General features: G+C 64.1%; 20 protein-coding genes. 10 read left to right on the top strand and 10 right to left on the bottom strand.

The features are described from left to right. Positions 1-30: 30 nt before the first annotated feature. Together B015_RS0119600 and B015_RS0119595 are read right to left on the bottom strand one after the other, a co-directional pair. Positions 31-1,419, bottom strand: a complete 1,389-nt coding sequence (locus B015_RS0119600) for a glutamine synthetase family protein (RefSeq protein ID WP_018429442.1) — start codon at positions 1,417-1,419, stop codon at positions 31-33. A gap of 30 nt (positions 1,420-1,449) precedes the next feature. After that, positions 1,450-2,832, bottom strand: coding sequence for an aspartate aminotransferase family protein (locus tag B015_RS0119595; RefSeq protein ID WP_026227507.1), 1,383 nt, complete (start codon positions 2,830-2,832; stop codon positions 1,450-1,452). Positions 2,833-3,077: 245 nt separating this feature from the next. On the opposite strand from B015_RS0119595, the gene B015_RS0119590 reads away from it, so the two are divergent. Then, entirely contained in the window at positions 3,078-3,437 is a 360-nt protein-coding gene (locus B015_RS0119590) for a hypothetical protein (RefSeq protein ID WP_157632786.1), read from the top strand. Positions 3,438-3,463: 26 nt separating this feature from the next. Here the strand turns inward: B015_RS0119590 and B015_RS0119585 are convergent, their stop codons facing one another. Beyond that, positions 3,464-3,895, bottom strand: coding sequence for a MarR family transcriptional regulator (locus B015_RS0119585; RefSeq protein ID WP_018429439.1), 432 nt, complete (start codon positions 3,893-3,895; stop codon positions 3,464-3,466). A gap of 75 nt (positions 3,896-3,970) precedes the next feature. Between B015_RS0119585 and B015_RS0119580 the strand changes: the two genes are divergently transcribed. Beyond that, entirely contained in the window at positions 3,971-4,423 is a 453-nt protein-coding gene (locus B015_RS0119580; protein WP_040456954.1) for a hypothetical protein, read from the top strand. A 2-nt stretch (positions 4,424-4,425) separates the two neighbouring features. Here the strand turns inward: B015_RS0119580 and B015_RS0119575 are convergent, their stop codons facing one another. Together B015_RS0119575 and B015_RS0119570 are read right to left on the bottom strand one after the other, a co-directional pair. Continuing rightward, positions 4,426-5,400 carry a WD40 repeat domain-containing protein gene (locus B015_RS0119575; protein ID WP_018429437.1) on the bottom strand — a complete coding sequence of 325 codons (975 nt, stop codon included), beginning with the start codon at positions 5,398-5,400 and terminating at the stop codon, positions 4,426-4,428. Positions 5,401-5,618: 218 nt separating this feature from the next. Further along, on the bottom strand, positions 5,619-6,728 hold the full coding sequence (locus B015_RS0119570; protein ID WP_018429436.1) for a GTP-binding protein: 1,110 nt from the start codon (positions 6,726-6,728) through the stop codon (positions 5,619-5,621). Positions 6,729-6,910: 182 nt separating this feature from the next. On the opposite strand from B015_RS0119570, the gene B015_RS0119565 reads away from it, so the two are divergent. The 4 genes from B015_RS0119565 (at position 6,911) to B015_RS0119550 (ending at position 10,566) form a co-directional block, all read left to right on the top strand. After that, a complete protein-coding gene (locus B015_RS0119565) occupies positions 6,911-7,639 on the top strand; it encodes an intradiol ring-cleavage dioxygenase (protein WP_018429435.1) in 729 nt (242 codons plus the stop codon). Between the two features lie 194 nt (positions 7,640-7,833). Then, entirely contained in the window at positions 7,834-8,349 is a 516-nt protein-coding gene (locus B015_RS0119560) for a MarR family transcriptional regulator (RefSeq protein ID WP_018429434.1), read from the top strand. 179 nt (positions 8,350-8,528) lie between these two features. Beyond that, a complete protein-coding gene (locus B015_RS0119555) occupies positions 8,529-9,467 on the top strand; it encodes a DMT family transporter (protein WP_018429433.1) in 939 nt (312 codons plus the stop codon). 64 nt (positions 9,468-9,531) lie between these two features. Next, the gene (locus tag B015_RS0119550; protein WP_018429432.1) at positions 9,532-10,566 is read left to right on the top strand and encodes a LacI family DNA-binding transcriptional regulator; all 1,035 of its coding nucleotides are present in this window, start codon (positions 9,532-9,534) and stop codon (positions 10,564-10,566) included. A 132-nt stretch (positions 10,567-10,698) separates the two neighbouring features. Here the strand turns inward: B015_RS0119550 and B015_RS0119545 are convergent, their stop codons facing one another. Then, entirely contained in the window at positions 10,699-11,472 is a 774-nt protein-coding gene (locus B015_RS0119545) for a gamma-glutamyl-gamma-aminobutyrate hydrolase family protein (protein WP_018429431.1), read from the bottom strand. A gap of 300 nt (positions 11,473-11,772) precedes the next feature. Between B015_RS0119545 and B015_RS0119540 the strand changes: the two genes are divergently transcribed. Beyond that, positions 11,773-12,882 carry a TRAP transporter substrate-binding protein gene (locus B015_RS0119540; RefSeq protein ID WP_018429430.1) on the top strand — a complete coding sequence of 370 codons (1,110 nt, stop codon included), beginning with the start codon at positions 11,773-11,775 and terminating at the stop codon, positions 12,880-12,882. 62 nt (positions 12,883-12,944) lie between these two features. On the opposite strand, the gene B015_RS0119535 is transcribed toward B015_RS0119540, so the two are convergent. The 4 genes from B015_RS0119535 to B015_RS0119520 all read right to left on the bottom strand — a co-directional run bounded on the left by B015_RS0119535 (position 12,945) and on the right by B015_RS0119520 (position 17,103). Beyond that, entirely contained in the window at positions 12,945-13,310 is a 366-nt protein-coding gene (locus tag B015_RS0119535; RefSeq protein ID WP_018429429.1) for a VOC family protein, read from the bottom strand. 378 nt (positions 13,311-13,688) lie between these two features. After that, positions 13,689-15,410: a TRAP transporter large permease subunit gene (locus B015_RS0119530; RefSeq protein WP_026227504.1), complete on the bottom strand. Its 1,722-nt coding sequence runs from the start codon at positions 15,408-15,410 to the stop codon at positions 13,689-13,691. Continuing rightward, positions 15,407-15,991 (bottom strand): TRAP transporter small permease subunit, encoded by a 585-nt coding sequence (locus tag B015_RS0119525; RefSeq protein WP_018429427.1) that lies wholly within the window; start codon positions 15,989-15,991, stop codon positions 15,407-15,409. Before B015_RS0119525 ends, B015_RS0119530 begins: the two co-directional genes overlap by 4 nt. A gap of 206 nt (positions 15,992-16,197) precedes the next feature. Then, on the bottom strand, positions 16,198-17,103 hold the full coding sequence (locus B015_RS0119520) for a branched-chain amino acid ABC transporter permease (RefSeq protein ID WP_018429426.1): 906 nt from the start codon (positions 17,101-17,103) through the stop codon (positions 16,198-16,200). A 94-nt stretch (positions 17,104-17,197) separates the two neighbouring features. On the opposite strand from B015_RS0119520, the gene B015_RS0119515 reads away from it, so the two are divergent. The 3 genes from B015_RS0119515 to B015_RS0119505 all read left to right on the top strand — a co-directional run bounded on the left by B015_RS0119515 (position 17,198) and on the right by B015_RS0119505 (position 21,932). Continuing rightward, entirely contained in the window at positions 17,198-17,797 is a 600-nt protein-coding gene (locus B015_RS0119515) for a CGNR zinc finger domain-containing protein (RefSeq protein WP_026227503.1), read from the top strand. Then, positions 17,790-18,323 carry a hypothetical protein gene (locus B015_RS0119510; protein ID WP_040456320.1) on the top strand — a complete coding sequence of 178 codons (534 nt, stop codon included), beginning with the start codon at positions 17,790-17,792 and terminating at the stop codon, positions 18,321-18,323. The genes B015_RS0119515 and B015_RS0119510 overlap by 8 nt, the downstream gene beginning before the upstream one ends. Positions 18,324-18,455: 132 nt before the next feature. Then, positions 18,456-21,932, top strand: coding sequence for an indolepyruvate ferredoxin oxidoreductase family protein (locus B015_RS0119505; RefSeq protein WP_026227502.1), 3,477 nt, complete (start codon positions 18,456-18,458; stop codon positions 21,930-21,932). Positions 21,933-21,957: the final 25 nt, after the last annotated feature.

Here is a 21,957-nt window from a genome sequence, read left to right as displayed (position 1 = left end):
GGCGGGCGATTGTCCGCCATCCCCGGGGGATCACACCTCGTGTAGATAGAGGTGGTAGTCCAGCTCGCTGACCGTGCGGGCGACGCGGAAATATTCGCTTTCCTTGATCGCCGTGAACGTGCGGTGCAGGTCGTGGCCGAGTGCGGTGCGCAGGAATTCCGAGGCCTTGGCGGCCTCGATGGCCGAGCGCCAGTCCGGCGGCATCACGCTTTCGGTGCCTTCAGCCTGTTCGTAGCCGTTGCCTGAGGTTTCCGGGCCGGGATCGAGTTGTTCCTCCAGTCCCTTCGAGATGCCGGCGAGGATGGTCGCGGCGACAAGGTAGGGGTTGGCGTCGACGCCCGAGGGGCGGTGCTCGATGCGGCGGTTCTTGGCGTCGCCCGCCGGCACGCGCAGCGCCACCGAGCGGTTGTTGACGCCCCAGGTCGGCGCCACCGGTGCATAGGACTGTGACACGAAGCGGCGCCACGAGTTGGCGTGCGGGGCAAACACCAGCATCGATTCCGCCATCGTGTCGGCGAGGCCGCCGAGCGCGTGCAGCAGCTTCGGCTCCCAGGTGCCTTCCTCGGCTTCAGTGAAGACATTGCGACCGTCGCGGTCGAGCAGCGAGACGTGGAAATGCATGCCCGAGCCGGCATATTTCTCGATCGGCTTGGCCATGAAGCAGGCAGTCACCCCGTGGCGGCGAGCCTGGGCGCGCACCAGCCGCTTCAGCATCAGCAGGTCGTCAGCCGCCTGCATCACGTCCTTGCGGTAGCGCAAAGTGAGCTCGTATTGGCCCGGCGCGTATTCCGAGATGACCGTCTCGGCCGGGATGCATTGCACTTTTGCGGCAGCATAGATGTCGGAGAACAAAGGCTCCATGCCGTGCAGATGGTCGACCGAATAGACTTCGGTCTTGCCCGAGGCACGACCATCCAGCACTGCGCGGGCCGGCTGGACCTTGCCGTCGCCGTCGCGGTCGTTGGCGAGCAGGAAGAATTCGAGCTCGAAGGCGCCGGCGGGGTAAAGACCCTTTTCGGCCAGCCTGTCGACCTGGCGCTTCAGCGCCAGGCGGGGGTCCGAGGTCATCGGTGCGCCGTCGAGATGGAACATCGACATCAGCACCTGGCCGCGGGCCGGGCTGGTGCCATGCAACGGCTTCAGCGTGCCCGGGATCGGCCATGCACGCAGGTCACCGTCGCCGGAATCCCAGATCAGGCCGGTTTCGTGGACGTCCTCGCCTGTGATGTCGAGGCCGAGGATCGAGATCGGCAGGTGGCGTCCGCCTTCGTACAGTCCCATCAGTTCATGGCGGCGAATGATCTTGCCGCGGCCGACGCCATTGGCGTCTGTCAGAACGATGTCGAAGGCTTCGATATCAGGGTTCGCGTCGAGGAAGGCTCTGGCCTCTTCGATGGTCGAGCCGGAAGGTGATGTCATGATGTCACTCAATTGTCCTTGTGCCTTGTCTCATGCCGTAAGACGGGCGGCAATATCGCCGAAAGCTGCAACCAGTCTGTCGACCTGCCGCGCTGTCGTCACCGGAGAGACCAGCATCATGTTGTGGAACGGCGCGATCAGCACGCCGCGATTGACCAGCGCCACATGCACGGCAGCCTCCAGTCGGGAGGCATGTGCGTGCTCGGCCTCGCCGCCATTGCGGAGCGGGCCGGGGGCGCATATGAACTCGACACGGGCGCCGACACGCATCACGTGCCAGGGCAGTTTCCGTTTTCGGATCGCCTTGTCGAGGCCGGTTGCCAGCCGTTCGGCCAGCGTCTCCATGTGGGCGTAGTTTTCCTCGGTCATGACCTCTTCGAGCGTTGCGCGCATCGCCGCGAACTGGAGGGGATTGGCCGACAGCGTCGTGCCCATGCCGGAATAGCCCGGCTCCTTGGTGGCATTGTAGGCAGCGTAGCGGGCCGCGAGATCTTCGCTCATGCCCCACACGCTCGCCGGCACACCGCCGGCAACAGGCTTGCCGAGCACGAACAGGTCGGGCTCGAGATTGTGCTTTCTGGTGTAGCCGCCCGGGCCGGTCGAGATGGTGTGGGTCTCATCGATCAGAAGCAGCGTGCCGGCCTGCCGCGTCAGCGCGCGCACGCCTTCGAGGAAGCCGGGCTCGGGCAGCACCATGCAGGAGTTGGTCAATACAGGCTCAGTGATGACGCAGGCGACGTCGCCATGGCTCAGCGCCTTCTCCAGCGCCTCGAGATCGTTGAACTCGACAATACGCGTGCGCTGGGTGAGGTCGCGGAACTCGCCGGCGAGGCCAGGACGGTTGATCGGCTTGCCATCGTCGAGCCGCACCATCGTCTCGTCGACCGCGCCGTGGTAGCAGCCGTTGAAAACGAGGATCTTGTCGCGGCCGGTGACGGCGCGGGCGACGCGCAGCGCAAAGCGATTTGCGTCGGTCGCCGTCGTCGCGATCTGCCAGTGCGGCAGGCCGAAGCGTTTTGCCAAGAGCAGGCCAAGCGTGAGCGAATCCTCCGACGGCAGCATATAGGTCAGGCCGCGGGCAGCCTGGCGGCGGATGGCACGGGCGACGGGCGCCGGCGAATGGCCGAACATCGAGCCGGTGTCGCCGAGGCAGAAGTCGGCCAGCTTGTTGCCGTCGACGTCGGTGATGGTGGCACCGCTCGCCTTGTCGACCAGGATGGGGAAGGGCGTCGGCCAGTCTTTCATCCAGTGCATCGGGACGCCGTTGAAGAACCCTGCCATGCCGTTGCCCAATGCGGCCTCCGATTTGGGCCGGGCGTGGCGGAAGATTTCCGCCTCCGTCGCTGCAAGCTCTGCGATGCGCGACAGCGGCACGCCGCCTTCGGTGGTTTCGGGTCGTTCGATGCGGTTCATCATGGCTCCCATTGGACAGACGGGCGCCACTCTAGCCAGCCGCCCCTACAAACGGCAACTGGCCGTTGTGCAGGTCTCTGTTGGCTCAGCGCCGCCTTTCGGGCCGTAATCGCCGGCAACGATCATGACACTGTGCTTTGGGGGCAGGGGACGGTGCGTGTTATAGTATCACCATGTCGATCCTGCTTGTGGCAGGCCCGGCCGGTGCCTCTGGCGGGCTGTCATGCGGTGCCAAGGATGAGGCAGTGAAACTGACCATCGAGAGTGGTGTCACTCGTGGCATGGGGAGCCCCGTTTTCAATTTCCGGGGCGAGATCGAAATCCTCGACAAGAGCGTTGCCGAAGACCTGCGCAAGATCAGCTTCGACGGTTCGCATCTGGCGCAATACTGGCTCGACGGCGAGGAACTCAGGCTGATCGTCTATCGCGAGCGTGAGGCCGGCAAGCCGCACGGCTATGTTGAGGTCATGGTCAAGACCAGGTCGGGCGACGATGGCGACTACATCGGCCAGTACGCGGTCACCACCTACGACACGGACGGCACATCAGGCGGCGAAGGCAAGACCTTCAACTTTACCGGCCGGGCGACCTGCCTGGTGGAATAGGCTCGCGCTTGGCAAACTTCGCGTGATCAGTCCTGGTGCATGGCTGCGATAGCGCGCCGCATCAAAGCGAGGAATGTACGGCGTTCGTCTTCACTGAAGGCGGCGAGCGCTGCCTCATTTTGCGCCCGCGCCGCCTCGGTCGCGGGTCCACGCAGCGCCACGGCTCTCGGGGTCAGGTGAACGGACTGCGAGCGGCCATCGTCGGGCCGGGTGCGCCGCTCGATCAGCCCGTCGCGCTCCATCCGTGTCAGCGTGTTGGCCATGGTCGCCTGCTCGACGTCGAGCCGGCGCACCAGTTCGCTCTGGGTCAGCCCGTCCTCGTCCCACAGGGCCAGCAGGGTCATGAACTGCGCCGGCGCAAGGCCGAGCGGGCGGATGCGCTGTTGCAGGCCTTTGGCGAAGAGCCGCGCCATCTGGTTGGCGAGATAGCCGGCTGAGCGGTCTTTCTGGAAGGTCATGGCTTAGAAATAGCCATTGAATAGCATGCTATGCAATGGTATATAGCTTGCTATTGAAATCGGCGAGGCATGACGATGAAAGCCAAAGTCCATGCCGCGGCTGGTGCCGCGGCCCTGCTCGTCGTCGGCAGCTTCTGGCTGGCCACCGTTGCCACCGAGCTGTCCGGCAATCTCGAAACCGTAGCTATGGCCAAGGCGGGCATACTCGCCGGCATGGCGGTGCTCATCCCGCTGATGATCGTGGCCGGCGCCTCCGGCTTTTCGTTGGCGAAGGGATGGAAGAGCCCGGGGGTGCAGCGCAAGAAGCGTCGCATGCGCATCGTTGCTGCCAACGGCATTCTGGTGCTGCTGCCGTCGGCCTACGTGCTGGCCGGCTGGGCGGGGGAGGGCCGCTTCGACGCGGCCTTCGTCACCGTGCAGGTGCTGGAGCTTGCGGCCGGAGCCGTCAACATCGCGCTGTTGTCGCTCAACATGCGCGACGGCCTGGCATTGCGCCGCACGCCGCCGCGGGCGGTTCGCTATGGTTGAGATCAGCCCGCGATATCGATGACGCCGCAATCGCCGGCGGCACTGCCGAAGGCGATGCGGCGTTCGTCCTTGTCCCAGGCCATGGAGGTGATGGCGCCCTTGCCGGGGCGGCGCAAAAGCACCTCCTTGGAGTCGGCCAAACGCACCGCCAGCACCATGCCGTCGTCGAAGCCGACTGCGACGATGTCTTCGCTCGGATGGCACGAGACCGTGGTCACCATGGCGTTGGCGCGGGTGCCGAGTTCCAGAGGCGCCTTGCCCATCGGGCCGTCCTTGCCTGTGAATGGCCAGACGATGGCCGCCGGCGCGCCGGAGCTCGCCAGCCACTTGCCCTTGGCGCTCCACGACAGGCTCTTCACCTTGGCGGGATAGCCGGTCATGCGCATGTGCTTGCCGTCGGCGAGCTTCCAGCCATGCAGCGCGTTTTCCTGCATTGATGTCACGACATAGGCGCCGTCGGGCGAAAAGGTGATGCCGGTGTGTGCGCCGTCCCACTGCAGCTCGGTAGGTGCGCCCTCGGCGGCCGGGAAATGCAGGGTCGCGCCATTGTAGCGGGCGACGCCGATGCGCATGCCCTTGGGCGAAAAAGCGATGCCTTCGGCAGAGCGCGGGTGGGCATATTCCTTGATCTTGCCGTCGGCGAAGCGAACCCAGGCATTGCGGCCGCTGGCATAGGCGACCGCACCCTGCGGGCCTGAAGCCACCGACGTCACCCATTTGCGGCCGGCGCTGGCCAGCTCTTCGGCTGATCCCGCTGACGAAAGCGACATCACCTTGCCGTCCTCGCCGCCCGTGATCAGCAGGTCGTTCCTGGCTGTCGTGGTCGCCGCCAGCAGCCCGTCATGCAGCTTCAGCGACTTCTGGCCGTGGTCGAGCCAGTGCACCATGCCGTCGGCGAGCGCGAAGAAGGGGATGTTGTCGAGGAAGGCTGCAGCAACGCAATGGCCTTCGAGATCAAACGGGGCGACTGTCGGCATGATTTTGTAACGTCCGGTCGGGTTGCGGGTACTTGCAAGCACCCCTCACCGGGTCGCTGCGCTCGCCACCTCTCCCCCCTGCCCGGGGGAGAGAAAACGCCAATCGCCGAAGCAGCGATTCCTCGCCCTCACGAAATGGGGGGAGAGGTGGCGAGCGTAGCGACCCGGTGAGGGGGCCTTACTCGACCTCGTCAGCGCTAGCAAGGATTGAGGGCAGCTTACGCCGCCTGGCAGGCCTCGAAGCTACGCGTCAGGCGCTCGGCGTCGAGTTCGCGGCCGATGAACACCAGCCGGCTCTCGCGCTTCTCGCCATCCTTCCAGGCACGCTGGTGGTCGCCCTCGATGATCATGTGGACGCCCTGGAGCACATAGCGGTCCGGATCGTCCTTGATAGCGATGATACCCTTGAGGCGCAGGATGTTGGGGCCTTCCATCTGGGTGATCTTTTCGATCCAGGGGAAGAACTTCTTGGGGTCCATGTCGCCGCCGCGCAGCGACACCGACTTCACCGTCACATCGTGGATCGGCGACACCGCGCCATGGTCGTGATCGTGGTCATGGTCATGATCATGGTGGTGGTGATCATGGTGGTGGTGATCATGATCGTGGTGGTGATGATGGTCGTGGTCGCAGTTCGGGCCACATTCATGATCGTGGTCATGGTCGTGATCGTGCGCGTCGAGGAAATGCGGATCGTCGGCCAGGACGCGCTGCAGATCGAAGGCGCCGCGGTCGAGCACCTGGTCGAGCGCCACGCCGGCGCGGGTGGTGCGATGGATCTTGGCCGTCGGGTTGATGGCGCGGATGGTTGCCTCGACCTGGCGCAGCTCGTCCTCGTTGACGAGGTCGGTCTTGTTGAGAACGACGACGTCGGCGAAGGCGATCTGGTCCTCGGCCTCGCGAGAATCTTTCAGGCGCAGCGGCAGGTGCTTGGCGTCGACCAGGGCGACAACGGCGTCGAGCTTGGTCTTGGAGCGGACGTCGTCGTCCATGAAGAAGGTCTGGGCAACCGGTACCGGGTCGGCAAGGCCGGTGGTCTCGACGACGATGGCGTCGAAACGGCCGGGCCGGCGCATCAGGCCTTCGACGACGCGGATCAGGTCGCCGCGCACGGTGCAGCAGACGCAGCCATTGTTCATCTCGTAGATTTCCTCGTCGGATTCCACGATCAGGTCGTTGTCGATGCCGATCTCGCCGAATTCGTTGACGATGACCGCATAACGCTTGCCGTGGTTCTCGGACAGGATGCGGTTGAGCAGGGTCGTCTTGCCGGAGCCGAGATAGCCGGTCAGCACGGTGACGGGGATTTGGGTCTGAGCTTCGGTCATGGTCGTCCTCGGGGTCGAATAGAGGCTCCATATAGGATGCCGGAGAGGCTTTTGCACGTCTCAAACGGCAGTAGAGTTTCGGCCAGAGAGATTACCGAAAATTCATTAGGCCCGCGGCCCGGCCGTTCCTAGATTGCCTCACGGGGCGGGGGCACCGACCCCAACAAAGGAGCCGGGCGCCCATGCCTGAAAAACCTGTCAATCTTTCGCGCCGCCGGGCGCTTGGCCTGATCGCGGTAACGGCTGGCGGCAGTGCCTTGCTGTCGGCGCGCGCCTTTGCCCAGCAGGCCTCGCCGCAGGCAGGCACGTCGCTGCTCATGCCCGGGGCGGGTGTCTGCATGCTGACGCCCGAGACGACGGAAGGTCCGTATTATTTCGATCCGGCGCTTGAGCGCGCCGACATCACCGAAGGACGCAAGGGCATCGACCTGATGGTGCGGCTGCAGGTGGTCGACCAGGACTGCCGGCCGATCGAGAGCGCCCGCGTCGACCTCTGGCATTGCGATGCCAAGGGGCATTATTCCGGCTATCCCGGCCAGGGCGACAAGCGCGATGTCGACACGTCGGGCGAAAAATTCCTGCGCGGCTGGCAAAGCACCGGCAAGGACGGCATCGTCGCCTTCAGGACGATCTATCCCGGCTGGTATCGCGGCCGCACCACCCATATCCACTTCAAGGCGGTGCCCAGGGACGGCGAGGTGCTGACCGGGCAGATGTTCTTCCCCGACGATCTCAGCGAACACATCTACATGACCGCTCCGCCCTACAACGAGCGGCAGGGCGTGCGCGACACCATGAATGTCGACGACGGCATCCTGCGCCGGGCCGGGCAGGGCGTGCAGAGTGCCGTGCGTGAAGTCGATGCCGCCTACGAGGCGCTGATGATCATTGCGGTGAAGCGCGCCGGCTAAGTCTTTTTGCCGGAAATTTGCCGGCGAAGCATTCCTGTCATCGAACTGTAACATCCGTCTGGCAAGACGCGCTCGCAGGTGGTTGGTTGCCGGCAAAGCGACATGGCAACGATCGCACGCGAAGGTGATTGCCAACGGCCGCGCGGTAACTATTCTCGACCATCACGGTGCGAGGCGTGGCGCAGGAGATGCGGATGTCCAAGTCCAACAAAGGCGCGGCGATGAACCGGCTTCACCATGTGGCCCGGCTGGCGCGCACGACGCTCGCTGCGCGGCTGCTCACGCATGGTTTCTACGCTGGCCAGGACCAGATCATGCTGTCGCTGCACGACGAGGACGGCCAGACGCCCGGCCAGCTCGCCTCGCGCCTCGGCGTTCGTCCGCCGACCATCACCAAGACCATCAACCGGCTGCAGGCGCAGGGCTTTCTCGAAAAGCGCGCCTCCGACACCGATGCGCGCCAGGCCCACATCTACCTGACCGATACCGGCAGGGACGCCATCCGTGCCGTCGAGAAGTCGGTCAAGAAGACCGAGAAGCAGGCGCTCAGGGGCCTGGACAAGAAGGACGTGAAGCAACTGACCAAGCTGTTGCTGCGTATCGAGGCCAATCTGTCGGATCTCGCCATCATTGACGACGAGGTCACCGGCAGCGACGCTGAGCCGGCTGCCGAAGCCGAGCACGAAGTCGAGGCCGAAGCGGCCGAATAGGCCGTTTCTCGATTGGACCACCAGTTTTGCCTTGCCGGGCGGCGGTCATTGGCGCATTAGAGCGCCGGGCGTCGGAAAGGACGCGCTAAGGACGTTCCAACTTGTTGAATCGGCGCATCGTGCCTTCCTGGCCGATGCGCTAGCCTGATGACCTCCGTCCCATTTTCCGGCCCGCCAGCGTGACCTCCCAAAAACCAGCAGAAACCGCAACGCCGACCTCGGCGATCCTGCTGATATTCGCCTCGGGCCTGGTCTTCTCCTTCCTCGATACCAGTGCCAAGCACCTGGTCACCTCGGGCCTGGCCGCACCTTTCGTCACCTGGGTGCGCTTCGCCGTCCATGCCGTGCTGGTGCTCGTGCTGTTCAAGGCCTGGCGGCGGCCGGAGCGGTTGGTGCCTCAGAGCCTGTCAATGCAGATCCTGCGCGCCGTCTTCATGTTCGGCTCGACGATCTTCAACTTTGCCGCCCTGCAGACGCTGCAACTGGCCGAGACTGTGTCGATCAATTTCGCCAGTCCCATGGTCATCACCGCACTCGCCGGCCCGATGCTGGGCGAATGGGCCGGCTGGCGGCGCTGGCTTGCTGTCGGCGTCGGCTTCCTCGGCGTCATCGTCATCACCCGGCCGGGTTTTGGCGGCTTCGGCATCGGTCACCTGTTTTCGATCTGCGCGATGCTGAGTTCGTCGCTCTACAACATCCTGACCCGCAAGATGGGCGGTACCGAAACGGCTGAAAGCCTGATCCTCTATTCGGCGGTCGTGCCGGCCATCTTCATGCTGCCGGCGCTGCCGCTGGCAGGCTCGATGCCCGCCCATCTCTATGACTGGCTGGTACTGTTCGGGCTCGGCGTTTTCGGCGGCTTCGGCCATTGGCTGCTGATCAAGGCCTACATGCGTGCCACTGCCACGGCACTTGCGCCCTATCCCTATCTGCAGATGGTGTGGATGATCATTCTGGGCTGGCTGGTGTTCGACCAGCTACCCGACCGCTGGACCCTTGCCGGGGCTACGATCATCGTCGGCAGCGGCCTCTATATAGTCCATCGCGAGCACACGCTGCGGGTCCGTAACCGTGCGGCACTCAATGCCGAGGCCGAGGAGCTGGCAAAAAAGCTTTGATTTGCCGTTGAACAATGGCATAGGGCTTTAAACGGTTTAAAAGACCGTCCGTTCACGCTTGCGGATGGAGGGCCCGCTGGCTCAGAAGATCAAGCTTTCGACGATTGCCGACGCACTCGGAGTCTCGACCGCGACTGTGTCGCTCGCCTTGCGCGACAGCCCGCTTGTTGCCGACGTCACCCGTGACCGCATCAAGCAGCACGCCCGCGAGATCGGTTACATCTACAACCGCCGTGCAGCCAGCCTGCGCACCTCGCGCTCCGGCATCGTCGGGGTCGTCGTGCACGACATCATGAACCCGTTCTATGCCGAGATCCTGCGCTCGATCGAGAGCGAGCTGGACCGCAGCCGGCAGACCTTCATCCTGTCGAATCACTATGACGATCTTGAAAAGCAGCGCACCTTCGTCGACACGCTGCTGCAACTCGGCGCCGATGGCGTGATCATGTCGCCGGCCATCGGCACGCCGCCCGAGGACATCATCATGGCCGAGGAGAACGGACTGCCGGCGGTGCTGATCGCGCGCTCCGTCGAGGGCGCCGAGGTTCCTGTCTTCCGCGGCGACGATGCCTATGGCACCGCGCTCGCCACCAATCATCTGATCTCGCTCGGCCATAAGCGCATCGCCATGATCGGCGGCACCGACCAGACCTCGACCGGCCGCCATCGTTATCAGGGCTATCTCAATGCGATGGAGGCAGCCGGGCTCGAAGTGCTGCCGTCATGGCGCATCGCCGGCCCGCGCACCAAGCAGGGCGGGTTCGAGGCGGCGGGGCAGTTCCTGGCGCTCAAGGACAAGCCGACGGCTGCCTGTTGCTGGAACGATCTCGTCGCCATCGGCCTGATGAACGGCATCGCCCGTGCCGGTCTGGTGCCGGGCATCGACGTTTCCGTCACCGGCTATGACGACCTCGAGGAAGCCGAGATCGCAACGCCGGCGCTGACCACCGTCTGGAACGGTCAGCGCGAGGTCGGCCGCCGTGCGGCAAGCGCCCTGCTCGACAAACTCAATGGTCAGCAGGTGCGCCCCTCGCAGGAGCTCATCAAGCCGGAACTGCATGTCCGCCAGTCGACGGGCAAGCCTAGGGAACGAGCATAGGTCAGCGGCCTTGTAGCGCTTGGGTTCGTAGCGCTTGGGTTCCTCGCCCCGCGAAATGGGGAGGGGTGGTTCGCGCAGAGAACCGGAGAGGAGAGTTGCCAAAGCGGAGGCCGCATTGGCAACACGCGGATACTACTCCGCAGCAGCCCTTGCCGCCTGACGCGCCACCGCATGCGCCCGCACGGCATCGCCAAACGCCTTGAAGATGCGCTGCGAGATATCGTCCGACTTGACCCAATATTCGGGGTGCCACTGCACGCCGACGGCAAAGGCCCTGGAATCGCGCACCGACACGGCTTCGACCGTGCCGTCGGGCGCTATGGCCTCGACCTGCAGCTTGGCACCGAGCCGCTCGACTGCCTGGCGGTGGACCGAGTTGACCAGGATGTCGCCGGGGCCGAATACACCGGCCAGGCAGCTGCCCGGCTTGATCGTCGCCGTCTGGCGAATGGCGAAACGTTCGTCCTGGTTGTCGCTGACGGGGGCGCGGTGGTCGTCGATGCCGTCGCGCTCCTGGATTTCGGTGGCGAGCGAGCCGCCAAGGGCGACGTTGAGCTCCTGGATGCCGCGGCAGATGGCAAGCAGCGGCACGCCGCGCTCGATCGCCTTGCGGATCAGGGGCATGGTGGTGGAATCGCGGGCGAAGTCGTAGGGCCCGTTGGCTTCCGTCGCCTCTTCGCCGTAAAGGCGCGGATCGACATTGGACTTGGAGCCGGTCAGCATGACGCCGTCGACCGACGACAACAGCTCGTCGAGGTCGAGGCGATCGCCGAAGGACGGCACCAGCACAGGCAGCACGCCGGCACCCGAAATTGCCGCCTCCAGATATTGCTGGGGCGCTGCATGCCAAGTGTAGTTCTCGAACTGCTTGACGTCTGTCGACACGGCGACGAGCGGCTGGTGCATGATGGGGCTCAAATCCTCTTGGAAAGCAGGCTGCTTCCTTGCCCACAAAATAGGCGATCCCAAGGCATTTATCCAACACAAGTTTGCATATCTCGCATGTGCTCGGCGCGCGGGATTAGACTATAGTTTTAGATGCTTGCGCCGGGTTCATATTTTCCGCGGTTCGCTCGCAAACGCTCAGTTTCGCGCGCTTTACTCGCTTCCTTCGCCGTGTATTGTCGGCGGCGGCGTCAGTCTTGGGAGGCCGATAATGTCCCCAACGCCGCATATGTTCTTACGGTCCAGCATGGGAGGATTTTGATGGATCGCCGTTCATTTATCAGGAAAGCCGGCACGACTGGCGTCGGAGCGGCAGCAGCCGCTGCGACGCTCGCCGCTCCGGCCATTGCCCAGTCCAATCCGAAAGTGACCTGGCGTCTGGCCTCGTCGTTCCCGAAGTCGCTCGACACGATCTACGGTGGCGCCGAAGTGCTGTCGAAGTACCTGTCGGAAGCGACGGACGGCAACTTCACGATCCAGCCCTTTGCCGCCGGCGAAATCGTTCCCGGACTGCAGGCAGCTGACGCGGCCGCTGCGGGCACCGTCGAAGCCTGCCACACGGTGGCATACTACTACTGGGGCAAGGACCCCACGTGGGCACTGGGTGCGGCCGTGCCGTTCTCGCTCAATGCGCGCGGCATCAATGCCTGGCATTATCACGGCGGCGGTATCGACCTGTTCAACGAGTTCCTCGCGACCCAGGGCCTCTACGGCCTGCCCGGCGGCAACACCGGCGTGCAGATGGGCGGCTGGTTCCGCAAGGAGATCAACACTGTCGAGGATCTCAAGGGCCTCAAGTTCCGCGTCGGCGGCTTTGCCGGCAAGGTGCTGGAGAAGCTCGGCGTCGTGCCGCAGCAGCTCGCCGGTGGCGACATCTATCCGGCGCTCGAAAAGGGCACGATCGATGCTGCCGAGTGGGTCGGTCCCTATGACGACGAGAAGCTCGGCTTCCACAAGGTCGCGCCCTACTACTACTATCCCGGCTGGTGGGAAGGTGGCCCGACTGTTCATTTCATGTTCAACAAGGCCAAGGTCGAGGAACTCAGCCCGGCATACAAGTCGCTGCTGCGCACGGCTGCCCAGGCGGCAGACGCCAACATGCTGCAGAAGTACGACCACCTGAACCCGACCGCGATCAAGAGCCTGGTTGCCAACGGCGCGCAGCTGCGTCCGTTCAGCCCGGAAATCCTCTCGGCCTGCTTCGAAGCGGCCAACGGCGTCTACGCCGAAATGGAAGCTTCGAATGCTGGCTTCAAGAAGGTCTGGGACTCGATCAAGGCGTTCCGCAAGGACCACTATCTGTGGGCCCAGATCGCCGAGTACAACTACGACACCTTCATGATGATCCAGCAGCGCAACGGCAAGCTCTAAGCTCGCCGCCACGCCTTGCATCGGAAAGCCCGGGGCTCGCGCCTCGGGCTTTCTCTTTGGGGTCAGGACGAGGCGACTTCGACCAGAACGCCGCCGGGGGCGTTGCAGTAGAAGGTTGTCGACCTTGTGCCGCCGCGGGTCAGTTCCTGGATCTCGCCCGGGGCGAAGCCGGCTGCAGCCAGCTCGGCCTGCTTGACGCGGACAAGCTCCGGACTTTCGACGAAGAAGCCGACATGGAAACCTGCGGGGTAGGGGCCGTCGCTGGTCCCGGGCTTCATCAGGTTGAGCGCGAAGCCGTCGCTGCCGGTCAGGACGGCAAAGGCATCCCGGCCGCGTATGGCGTCGAGCCGGAAGCCGAAATGATCGGCGAAGAATCCGGCGAGGGCCGCCACATCGGACGTGGCGAGGTTGGCGTGGTTGAGTTTCATTGAAGTCTCCTGTTCGGGTTGAATGCGGACAGGATGTGCCGTGCGACCGGAGATCGTGCGCCCCCGAAACAGGGATTGCCATAGACCCGCCGGCCACGCGGCAAATGCCATCGCGGTCCGGCCGTGGGTCCTCCCGCAAGGCGGTGGGCAGGCTTCCCCTGGAGGGAAGTGACCGGACTTACCGAACCGGCCATGTCTTTTTCGGCGAAGGCTGGATAGCAGCATTCCGAAGTTCTGGCAAAGGCGACATCGGGCGGGTGGCTTATGCCTCCCATGTCCATTCGGCCTTTGAGCCGAGGTTAAACACAGGCTGCCATGGCCGGCACTCATCTCCGAGCAAAGAAAAGGCGCCTTTCGGCGCCCTTTTTGCTTTGCGGATCAGTTGAAGCTCGGCGGCTTCGTGAGATCGTTGGCGGGCGCCGGCTGCGCGGGCGCGGTGCCGCCGGCAGGTGCGCCGAGCGGGGGCAGGCCGAGACCGCCACCGAGCCCGGGCATGTCGGGCATCTTGATCTCGATGGTGCTCGGATCGACCACCTTGCCCTTGTAGTGCATCACCATCTGCGGGAAGGCGATGGTCAGGCCGATCATGATGATCTGGATGCAGACGAAGGGCACGGCTCCCCAGTAGATCTGGCCCGTCGTCACCGGCTGGATGTTCTTGCCGGTGATGCGATCGAGATAGGGCACGCGGGCCGCGACCGAGCGCAGATAGAACAGCGCGAAGCCGAAGGGCGGATGCATGAAGCTGGTCTGCATGTTGACGCCCAAGAGCACGCCGAACCAGATCAGGTCGATGCCGAGCTTGTCGGCTGCGGGCGCCAGCAGCGGCACGATGATGAAGGCGAGCTCGAAGAAATCGAGGAAGAACGCCAGCAGGAAGACAAGGATGTTCACTGCGATCAGGAAGCCGATCTCGCCGCCAGGCAACGACACCAGGAGGTGCTCGACCCAGAGGTGGCCGTTGACGCCATAGAACGTCAGCGAGAAGACGCGGGCGCCGATCAGGATGAAGATGACGAAAGACGACAGGCGCGTGGTCGAGGCCAGCGCCTGCTTGATGACGTCGAGGTTGAGCCTGCCCTTGGCGGCGGCCATGACCAACGCGCCGACCGAACCCATGGCGCCGCCTTCCGTCGGCGTGGCGATGCCGAGGAAGATGGTGCCGAGCACCAGGAATATCAGGGCCAGCGGCGGGATCAGCACGATGATGACCTGCTGGGCCAGCCGCGACATCATGTTGAACTTCAGGCCGCGGTCGGCGATGGCGACGACGTAAATGAAGATGATGCCGACGCAGGCGCCGAGGATGTCGGCGTTGGCGCCGTGGGTGGGCGATAGGTAGACATGCGCCGCGTAGGCGATGACAGCGGCCACCGCGAGCGCTACGAACAGAGAGGTCACGCCATGGCCGAGCGTGCGGGCTTCCAGTGGAAGCGCTGGCATCGATTTCGGCCGGATGATCGACATCAGCAGGATGTAGCCCATATAGAGGCCGGTGAGCACGAGGCCGGGGATCAGCGCGCCCTTGTACATGTCGCCGACCGAACGGCCGAGCTGGTCGGCCAGCACGATGAGCACGAGTGAGGGCGGGATGATCTGGGCGAGCGTGCCGGACGCCGCGATGACGCCCGATGCAAGCCTGCGGTCATAGCCGTAGCGCAGCATGATCGGCAGCGAGATCAGGCCCATGGCGATGACCGATGCTGCGACCACGCCCGTGGTGGCTGCCAGAAGCGCTCCGACGAAGATGACGGCATAGGCAAGACCGCCGCGGATCGGGCCGAACAGCTGGCCGATGGTGTCGAGCAGGTCCTCGGCCATGCCGGAGCGTTCGAGCACGATGCCCATGAATGTGAAGAACGGGATCGCCAGCAGCGTCTCGTTCGCCATCACCCCCCAGAAACGTTCGGGCAAGGCATAGAGCAATGGCCAGGAAAGATTGATCGAGCCGCCCGACAGCGGGGCGAGTTCGACGCCGATGAGGAAGAACAGCAGGCCGTTGGCGGCCAGCGAAAAGGCAACGGGATAGCCGATCAGCAGAAAGATGATCAGCGAGAGGAACATGATCGGCGCCATGTTCTGGGCGATGAACTCCATCATGAGCGCACCTCGTCGGCCAGGGCCTTGCCTTCGAGTTCGGCGGCCTCATGGGCCGAAACGAAAGGATTGGGGTCCTCCAGGTCGCCGCGCATGATTGCAATCTTCTTGATGATCTCGGACACGCCCTGGAAGAATAGCTGGATGAAGCCCACCAGCAGCAGCGCCTTGGCCGGCCACAGGATCAGGCCGCCGGCGCTGGACGACATTTCGCCCGAGCGGAACGACAGGCTGACATAGGGGACGAAGTAGAAGATCATCAGGATGACGAAGGGCATCAGGAACAGCAGGTGCCCGAGCAGGTCGATCCAGTGCTGCACCCGGCGCGAGAACATGCCGTAAACGATGTCGATGCGGATGTGCTCGTTCTGCTTCAGCGTGTAGGCGGCGGCCAGCATGAAGGCGGCGCCGAACAGGTACCACTGCAGTTCCAGCCAAGCGTTGGAAGACATGTTGAAGGTCTTGCGAACGATCGCATTGCCGGCGCTGACCAGGATGGCGACCAGGATCGCCCAGGAAATGGTTTTGCCGATTATCTCATTTATGCGGTCAATAAGTCTGGATAGAGCCAGCAGCCCTGCCATGCATTCCTCCCTTATTTAGCGGGGCGGCGTTGGCTCCCCGTTGTGGTTTTTTGAGCATGCCCCTTGGTGTTCATGGGTATGCTGCCCGTGGGTGCCGCGTCAACATAACGGGCTTGTGTCGTCAACCGCGACAAAGGCCGCAAAACCGGGGAAAAGGTGGGCTAACCGGAGGGTATTCGACCAAAGTCGCAGCTGTTTTCCATGCCTCAGGCGGAGGCCGGGGCGTCGCGTCGGTCGGCGGTCAGGACCAGCATGGCGGCGAGCAGGCCATACATCCAGGCGTCGCGCCATTCGATCGGGAAGTAGCCGGCCCAGAGTGATTCAGCGATACCGAAGAAAGCCGCGCCGATCGCTGCCCTTGACGGTGCGTAGTAGCTGCCGACAGCTGTGATAAACAGGATCTTCAGGCCGTAGACCAGCCCGGCGCCGAAACCGAGATTGCCGTAATAGAGCGCGGCAAGCACGCCTGCGATGGCTGCACACAGGCCGCCCAACAGAAGCGCGCGATGGAAGACACGACTGACGTCGAGGCCGCAGAGTTCGGCGGCGAACGGATCGTCGGACACGGCCCGCCAATACCGGCCGAAGCGCGAGCGCGACAGATAGATCGCGCCTGCGACGATGAGGCCCGAGGCAATCGCCACATTGATCAGCTGGATGAAGGTCAGCGTCGCCACGAAGGTGCTGCCGCCGGCGAAAACGACAGGCGTTGCCAGTATCGGCGGCAGCCAGAAATCATGGGTGTCGGCCGAGATGCGGCTCAGTTCCATCAGCACGATGAGCACACCGAGCGTGGCGGCGACGATGGAGTTGGGCGATTGGCTGGCCAGCGGCAGGAAGACGGAGCGCGAAAGGAAGCGGCTAAGCAGTGCCGCATAAGCGAGCGCAATCGCGATGCCGAAGGCAATTGTCGCCGGCAATGTCAGCCACAACACCTGATAGCCGTAGACGGCAGCCAGGATCATGGTCTGGCCGCAGAAGGCGAAGAGGCCGCCATAGGCGAGATTGGTCCGCTTGAGCAGCCCGTTGCCCAGCGCATAGCCAAAGGCGAGCAGGCCATAGATGGCCGCCGAATGCACGCCGTTGAGGATCTGTTGCAGGAAGTAGAGCATGCACGTTCCGGCGCGGCGGGATCATCCCCCGCCTCGTGAAATTGCGCTTATGAATCTAACTTGTCAAATTGAGTTTACCAGTTAGATTTGAGCCATGACGGTTTCGTGGACACCTCATCGTTTCTCAGGTGGCGTGCTGGCGCTTGATACGGCCAACACGGTCGTGTTGCGCGGCGATGCCGAGCGCAGTTTCGATCGCTTCGCCGACACGGCCGAGATCCGTCGCTTCGCAGCCGCCGCCAACGAGTTCCGCGCCGACGAGCTGCGGGGCAGGGCACTTGCCGCCGATGATCCGCAGGCGATTGCCGGAAAGGTGATCGCCATTCGCGAGGCGACGGACCGCCTGTTCCGCCGGGCTGCTGCCGACGGAGAGCTGGCAGCTGCGGAGCTGCCAGCGTTTCTCGATGCCTGTGCCCGGGGGCTCGCCGGCTCGGAAGAAACGTTCGCGCCAGGGGCGCCGTTCGGCCGCTCACCGGGGCCGCTCGCCTTCGAGGCCGGGCTCGCGGTCTCGGCGTTGTCGTTGATGTCGGCCGAAAATCTCGCCCGGCTGCGCATCTGCCCGAACTGCCGCTGGCTGTTCATCGACCGCAGCCGCAACGGCAGCCGCATGTGGTGCGACATGGCCGTGTGCGGCAACCGGCAGAAGGCCAGGCGCCACTACAACAGACGCAAGGAGGAGGTGCTCAATGCGTGACCGGACACTCTTGCGCCTTGCCCTGGGATGCGCCGCCCTCGCATTCGTGGCGCTCGCCGGCTGTCGCGAAAGCGGTGGGGAAGGTGAGTTCTTCGAGCTGTCCGGCCGGCTGTTCGTCTTCAACTACCGGGTCGCAACCGTGCGCTACATGGTGACGCTGAAGCCGCTGAGGCCGGTCGGCAACGACGAGGTGGCGGTAGCGAGTTTCGAGAACCCGGCCGGCGGTGAGGCGATCGTCGTGCGCCAGAAGATCTGGCCGATGAACGACAAGGTGACCATCGAAAGCCCGCCGCTGGAATGCCTCGTCAAGGACCGGCCCTACAAGGTGTCGATCGTGATCGAGGACGCCGAGGGCAAGAAAAAACAATCGATCGAAACCACCATGGCCTCGACGCAGGACCAGTCTGACCTGCCCGACAAGCCGCTCGCCGTCGGGCCGTTCTACGACCCCAATCCCGAGCTCAAGGGCCATCCCGACGGGCGGCTGCCGCAAGGGCGCGGCGTCACCTGTCCGCCCGCCGCCTGAGGCCATAGTCGTATCAGAACCGGTGCACGGAATTGGTTTGACGCGACAGGCGCGCCCGGAAAAGCTATTCCTGAGCTACCCATGGTCAGCCACTGCACCGAATCGAGCGCGGCTGGGGCACAGGAAATGCGCATGACCCTTCACGACGTGGCTCTCGACGACAAGTTCGATCTTGGCAAGGAGCGTGTCTTTCTCTCCGGTGCCCAGGCCGTTGTGCGCATGCTCTTGATGCAGCGCGAGCGCGACCGTCTTGCCGGCCTCGACACTGCGGGCTTCGTCTCGGGCTATCGCGGCTCGCCGCTCGGCGGGCTCGACATGCAATTGTGGAAGGCCAAGTCCCAGCTCGCCCAGTCCAACGTTGTCTTCCAGCCCGGCCTCAACGAGGAGCTGGCCGCGACGGCCTGCTGGGGTTCGCAGCAGGCAGAACTGCTCGGCGAAGGCAAGCACGACGGCGTCTTCTCGGTCTGGTACGGCAAGGGCCCCGGCGTCGACCGCTCGGGCGACGTGTTCCGTCATGCCAATCTCGCCGGCTCGTCGAAGCACGGTGGCGTTTTGGCGCTGATGGGCGACGACCACATGGCCGAGTCCTCGACCAATGCGCATGCGACCGAGTTCCTGTTTGTCGACACGATGATCCCGATCCTCAACCCGGGTGGGGTGCAGGAGCTGATCGACTACGGCCTCTACGGCTTTGCCCTGTCGCGCTTCGCCGGCACCTGGACTGCAATCAAATGCGTCAAGGACAACATCGAATCCACGGCTTCCGTCGATGCATCGCTCGAACGGCTGAACATTGTCCTGCCCGAGTTCGACATGCCGCCGGGCGGGCTCAACATCCGCAACGAGCTCGACCAGCTCGGCCAGGAAGCGCGGCTGCACGAATACAAGCGTGCGGCAGCAGCGGCCTTCATCCGTGTCAACAACATCAACCGCATCGTCTATTCCGGCGGCCGCAAGGCCAGGCTCGGCATCATCACCACAGGCAAGAGTTTCCTGGATGTTCGCCAGGCGCTCGACGATCTCGGCATCGACGAAAAGAAGGCAGGCCAGCTCGGCATCCGGCTTTTCAAGGTCGGCTGTTCGTGGCCGCTCGACCTCGAGCACATCAAGGATTTCGCCAGCGGCCTCGAGACGATCATCGTCGTCGAGGAAAAACGCTCGCTCATCGAAACCCAGGTGCGCGAGGTGCTCTACGGCACCTCGATGCAGCCCAAGGTCGTCGGCAAGAAGGACGAACGCGGCGAGTGGCTGTTCCCGGCCAAGGGTGCGCTCGACCCCAACGATATCGCGATTGCCATCGGCGAGCGCGTTCTCAAGACCATCGGTCCGTCGGAGGAGATCGCCGGCCGCGTCGGTCGGCTGCGGCAATACCAGGCCATGCTGGCCGACACCAAGGACATCGCCGGGCGCACGCCGTTCTTCTGCTCCGGCTGCCCGCACAACACCTCGACCAAGGTGCCGGACGGGTCGATCGCCGGAGCCGGCATTGGCTGTCACTTCATGTCGCTATGGATGGACCGCAACACCGTCGGTTTCACCGCCATGGGCGGGGAGGGCGCGCAATGGATAGGGCAGGCGCCGTTCTCCAAGCGCAAGCACCTGTTCCAGAATTTGGGCGACGGCACCTACAATCACTCGGGCACGCTGGCGATCCGCTTCGCGCTCGCCTCGAAGGCCAACATTACCTACAAGATCCTCTACAACGACGCTGTCGCCATGACCGGCGGCCAGCCGCATGAAGGCAGCCTGACCGTCGACATGATCGCCCGCCAGATCCGGGCCGAGGGCGTCGAGCGCATCGCCGTCGTCACCGACGAGCCGGACAAATATGGCAGCCGTGCACAATTCCCCGCGGATACCAGTTTCCATCATCGCGACGACCTCGACTTCGTGCAGCGCGAGCTGCGCGACATCGATGGCGTTACCGTGCTGCTTTATGACCAGACCTGCGCTGCCGAAAAGCGGCGTCGGCGCAAGCGCGGCACCTTCCCCGATCCCGACAAGCGCGTCTTCATCAACGAGCTGGTGTGCGAGGGCTGCGGCGACTGCGGGGTGAAATCCAACTGCGTCTCGATCCAGCCTGTCGAGACCGAGTTCGGCCGCAAGCGCAAGATCGACCAGTCGAGCTGCAACAAGGATTTCTCCTGCCTCGGCGGCTTCTGCCCGTCCTTCGTGACGGTGCATGGCGCCAAGATCCGCAAGGCCGACGGTGTTGCCGGCGCCAGTGATCCGCTGCAGGGCGTGGCCGAGCCAAAGCCGTTTGCGATCGACCGCAATGGCTGGGCAGCGATCATCGACGGTGTTGGTGGCACCGGCGTCGTCACCGTGGGCGCCATCCTCGGCATGGCGGCGCATCTCGAAGGCAAGGGCTGCGGCATGATCGACATGGCCGGCCTCGCCCAGAAGGGCGGCTCGGTGTTCAGCCATGTCCGCATTGCGCCGACGCCCGCCGACATCAACGCCATCCGCGTCTCGGCCGGCAAGGCCGACCTGATCCTGGGCTGCGACCTTGTGGTGTCAGGCGCCAAGAAGGTGCTGGCTGCCGTACGCGAGAACCATACGATCTTCGTCTCCAACACATCGGAGGTGATGCCCGGCGAGTTCACACGCTCGGCCGATTTCACCTTGCCGACCGAACGCCTGAAGAAGGCGATCCGGGCCGCTGCAGGCGAGGCGAACGTGCATTTCTTCGACGCCTCACGTGCAGCAACCGCCCTGTTCGGCAATTCGCTCGGCGCCAACATGTTCCTGCTTGGGCTTGCCTTCCAGCGTGGCGGCCTGCCCCTGTCCGGAGACGCGATCGAGCGGGCGATCGAACTCAACGGCGAAGCGGTGGCGATGAACATTTCGGCGTTCCGCTGGGGCCGTCGTGCCGGCCACGAGCCCGACTTCGTGCGCGCCATGGTGGAGAGTTCAAGCCGCGGCGACGAGCAACCCGTTGCGCAGACACTGGACGAGATCGTCGCCAGGCGCGCCGAGTTCCTTGCCGCCTACCAGAACGCTGCCTATGCGGATCGCTACAGGTCACGGATCGCAGCCATCCGCGCAGCCGAAGACAAGGCCAAGCCGGGGTCGACCGATGTCGCCGAGGCCGCCGCGCGCAGCCTGTTCAAGCTGATGGCGATCAAGGACGAATACGAGGTGGCGCGGCTCTATACCGACGGGTCGTTCCAGCGCGAGCTGGCGAAGCAGTTCCAGGGCTACGATCGGCTGGAGTTCCATCTGGCGCCGCCGATCCTCGGCAAGAAGGGCGCCGACGGAAGCCCGCGCAAGTCGAGCTTCGGGCCTTGGATGATGAAGGGGTTCAAGCTCCTGGCCGCGATGAAGAGGCTGCGCGGCGGTCGTCTCGACGTCTTCGGCTATACGGCGGAGCGGCGCATGGAGCGCGGCCTTCTGGCGAGCTTCGAGCGCGATCTCGACCTTGTCGTGGAGGCGCTGACGCCCGAGAACATCGAGGCCGCTACCGCCCTTGTTTCGGTGCCGCAGCTGATCCGTGGTTATGGTCACGTCAAGCATGCGAGCGTCGAAAAGGCGGCAGGTGAAAGGCAAAGGCTGCTCGAACGCCTGGGGCCCGATGTTCAGCCTGCGGTTCTGCAAGCCGCCGAATAGCGATACGAAATTTTTACCTGAAACT

The organism is Hoeflea sp. 108, from assembly GCF_000372965.1.
In the GTDB taxonomy this organism is placed as follows: Bacteria; Pseudomonadota; Alphaproteobacteria; order Rhizobiales; family Rhizobiaceae; genus Aminobacter.
The sequence above is the reverse complement of the archived record's forward strand: the minus strand, read 5'-3'. Positions and strand labels throughout refer to the sequence as shown.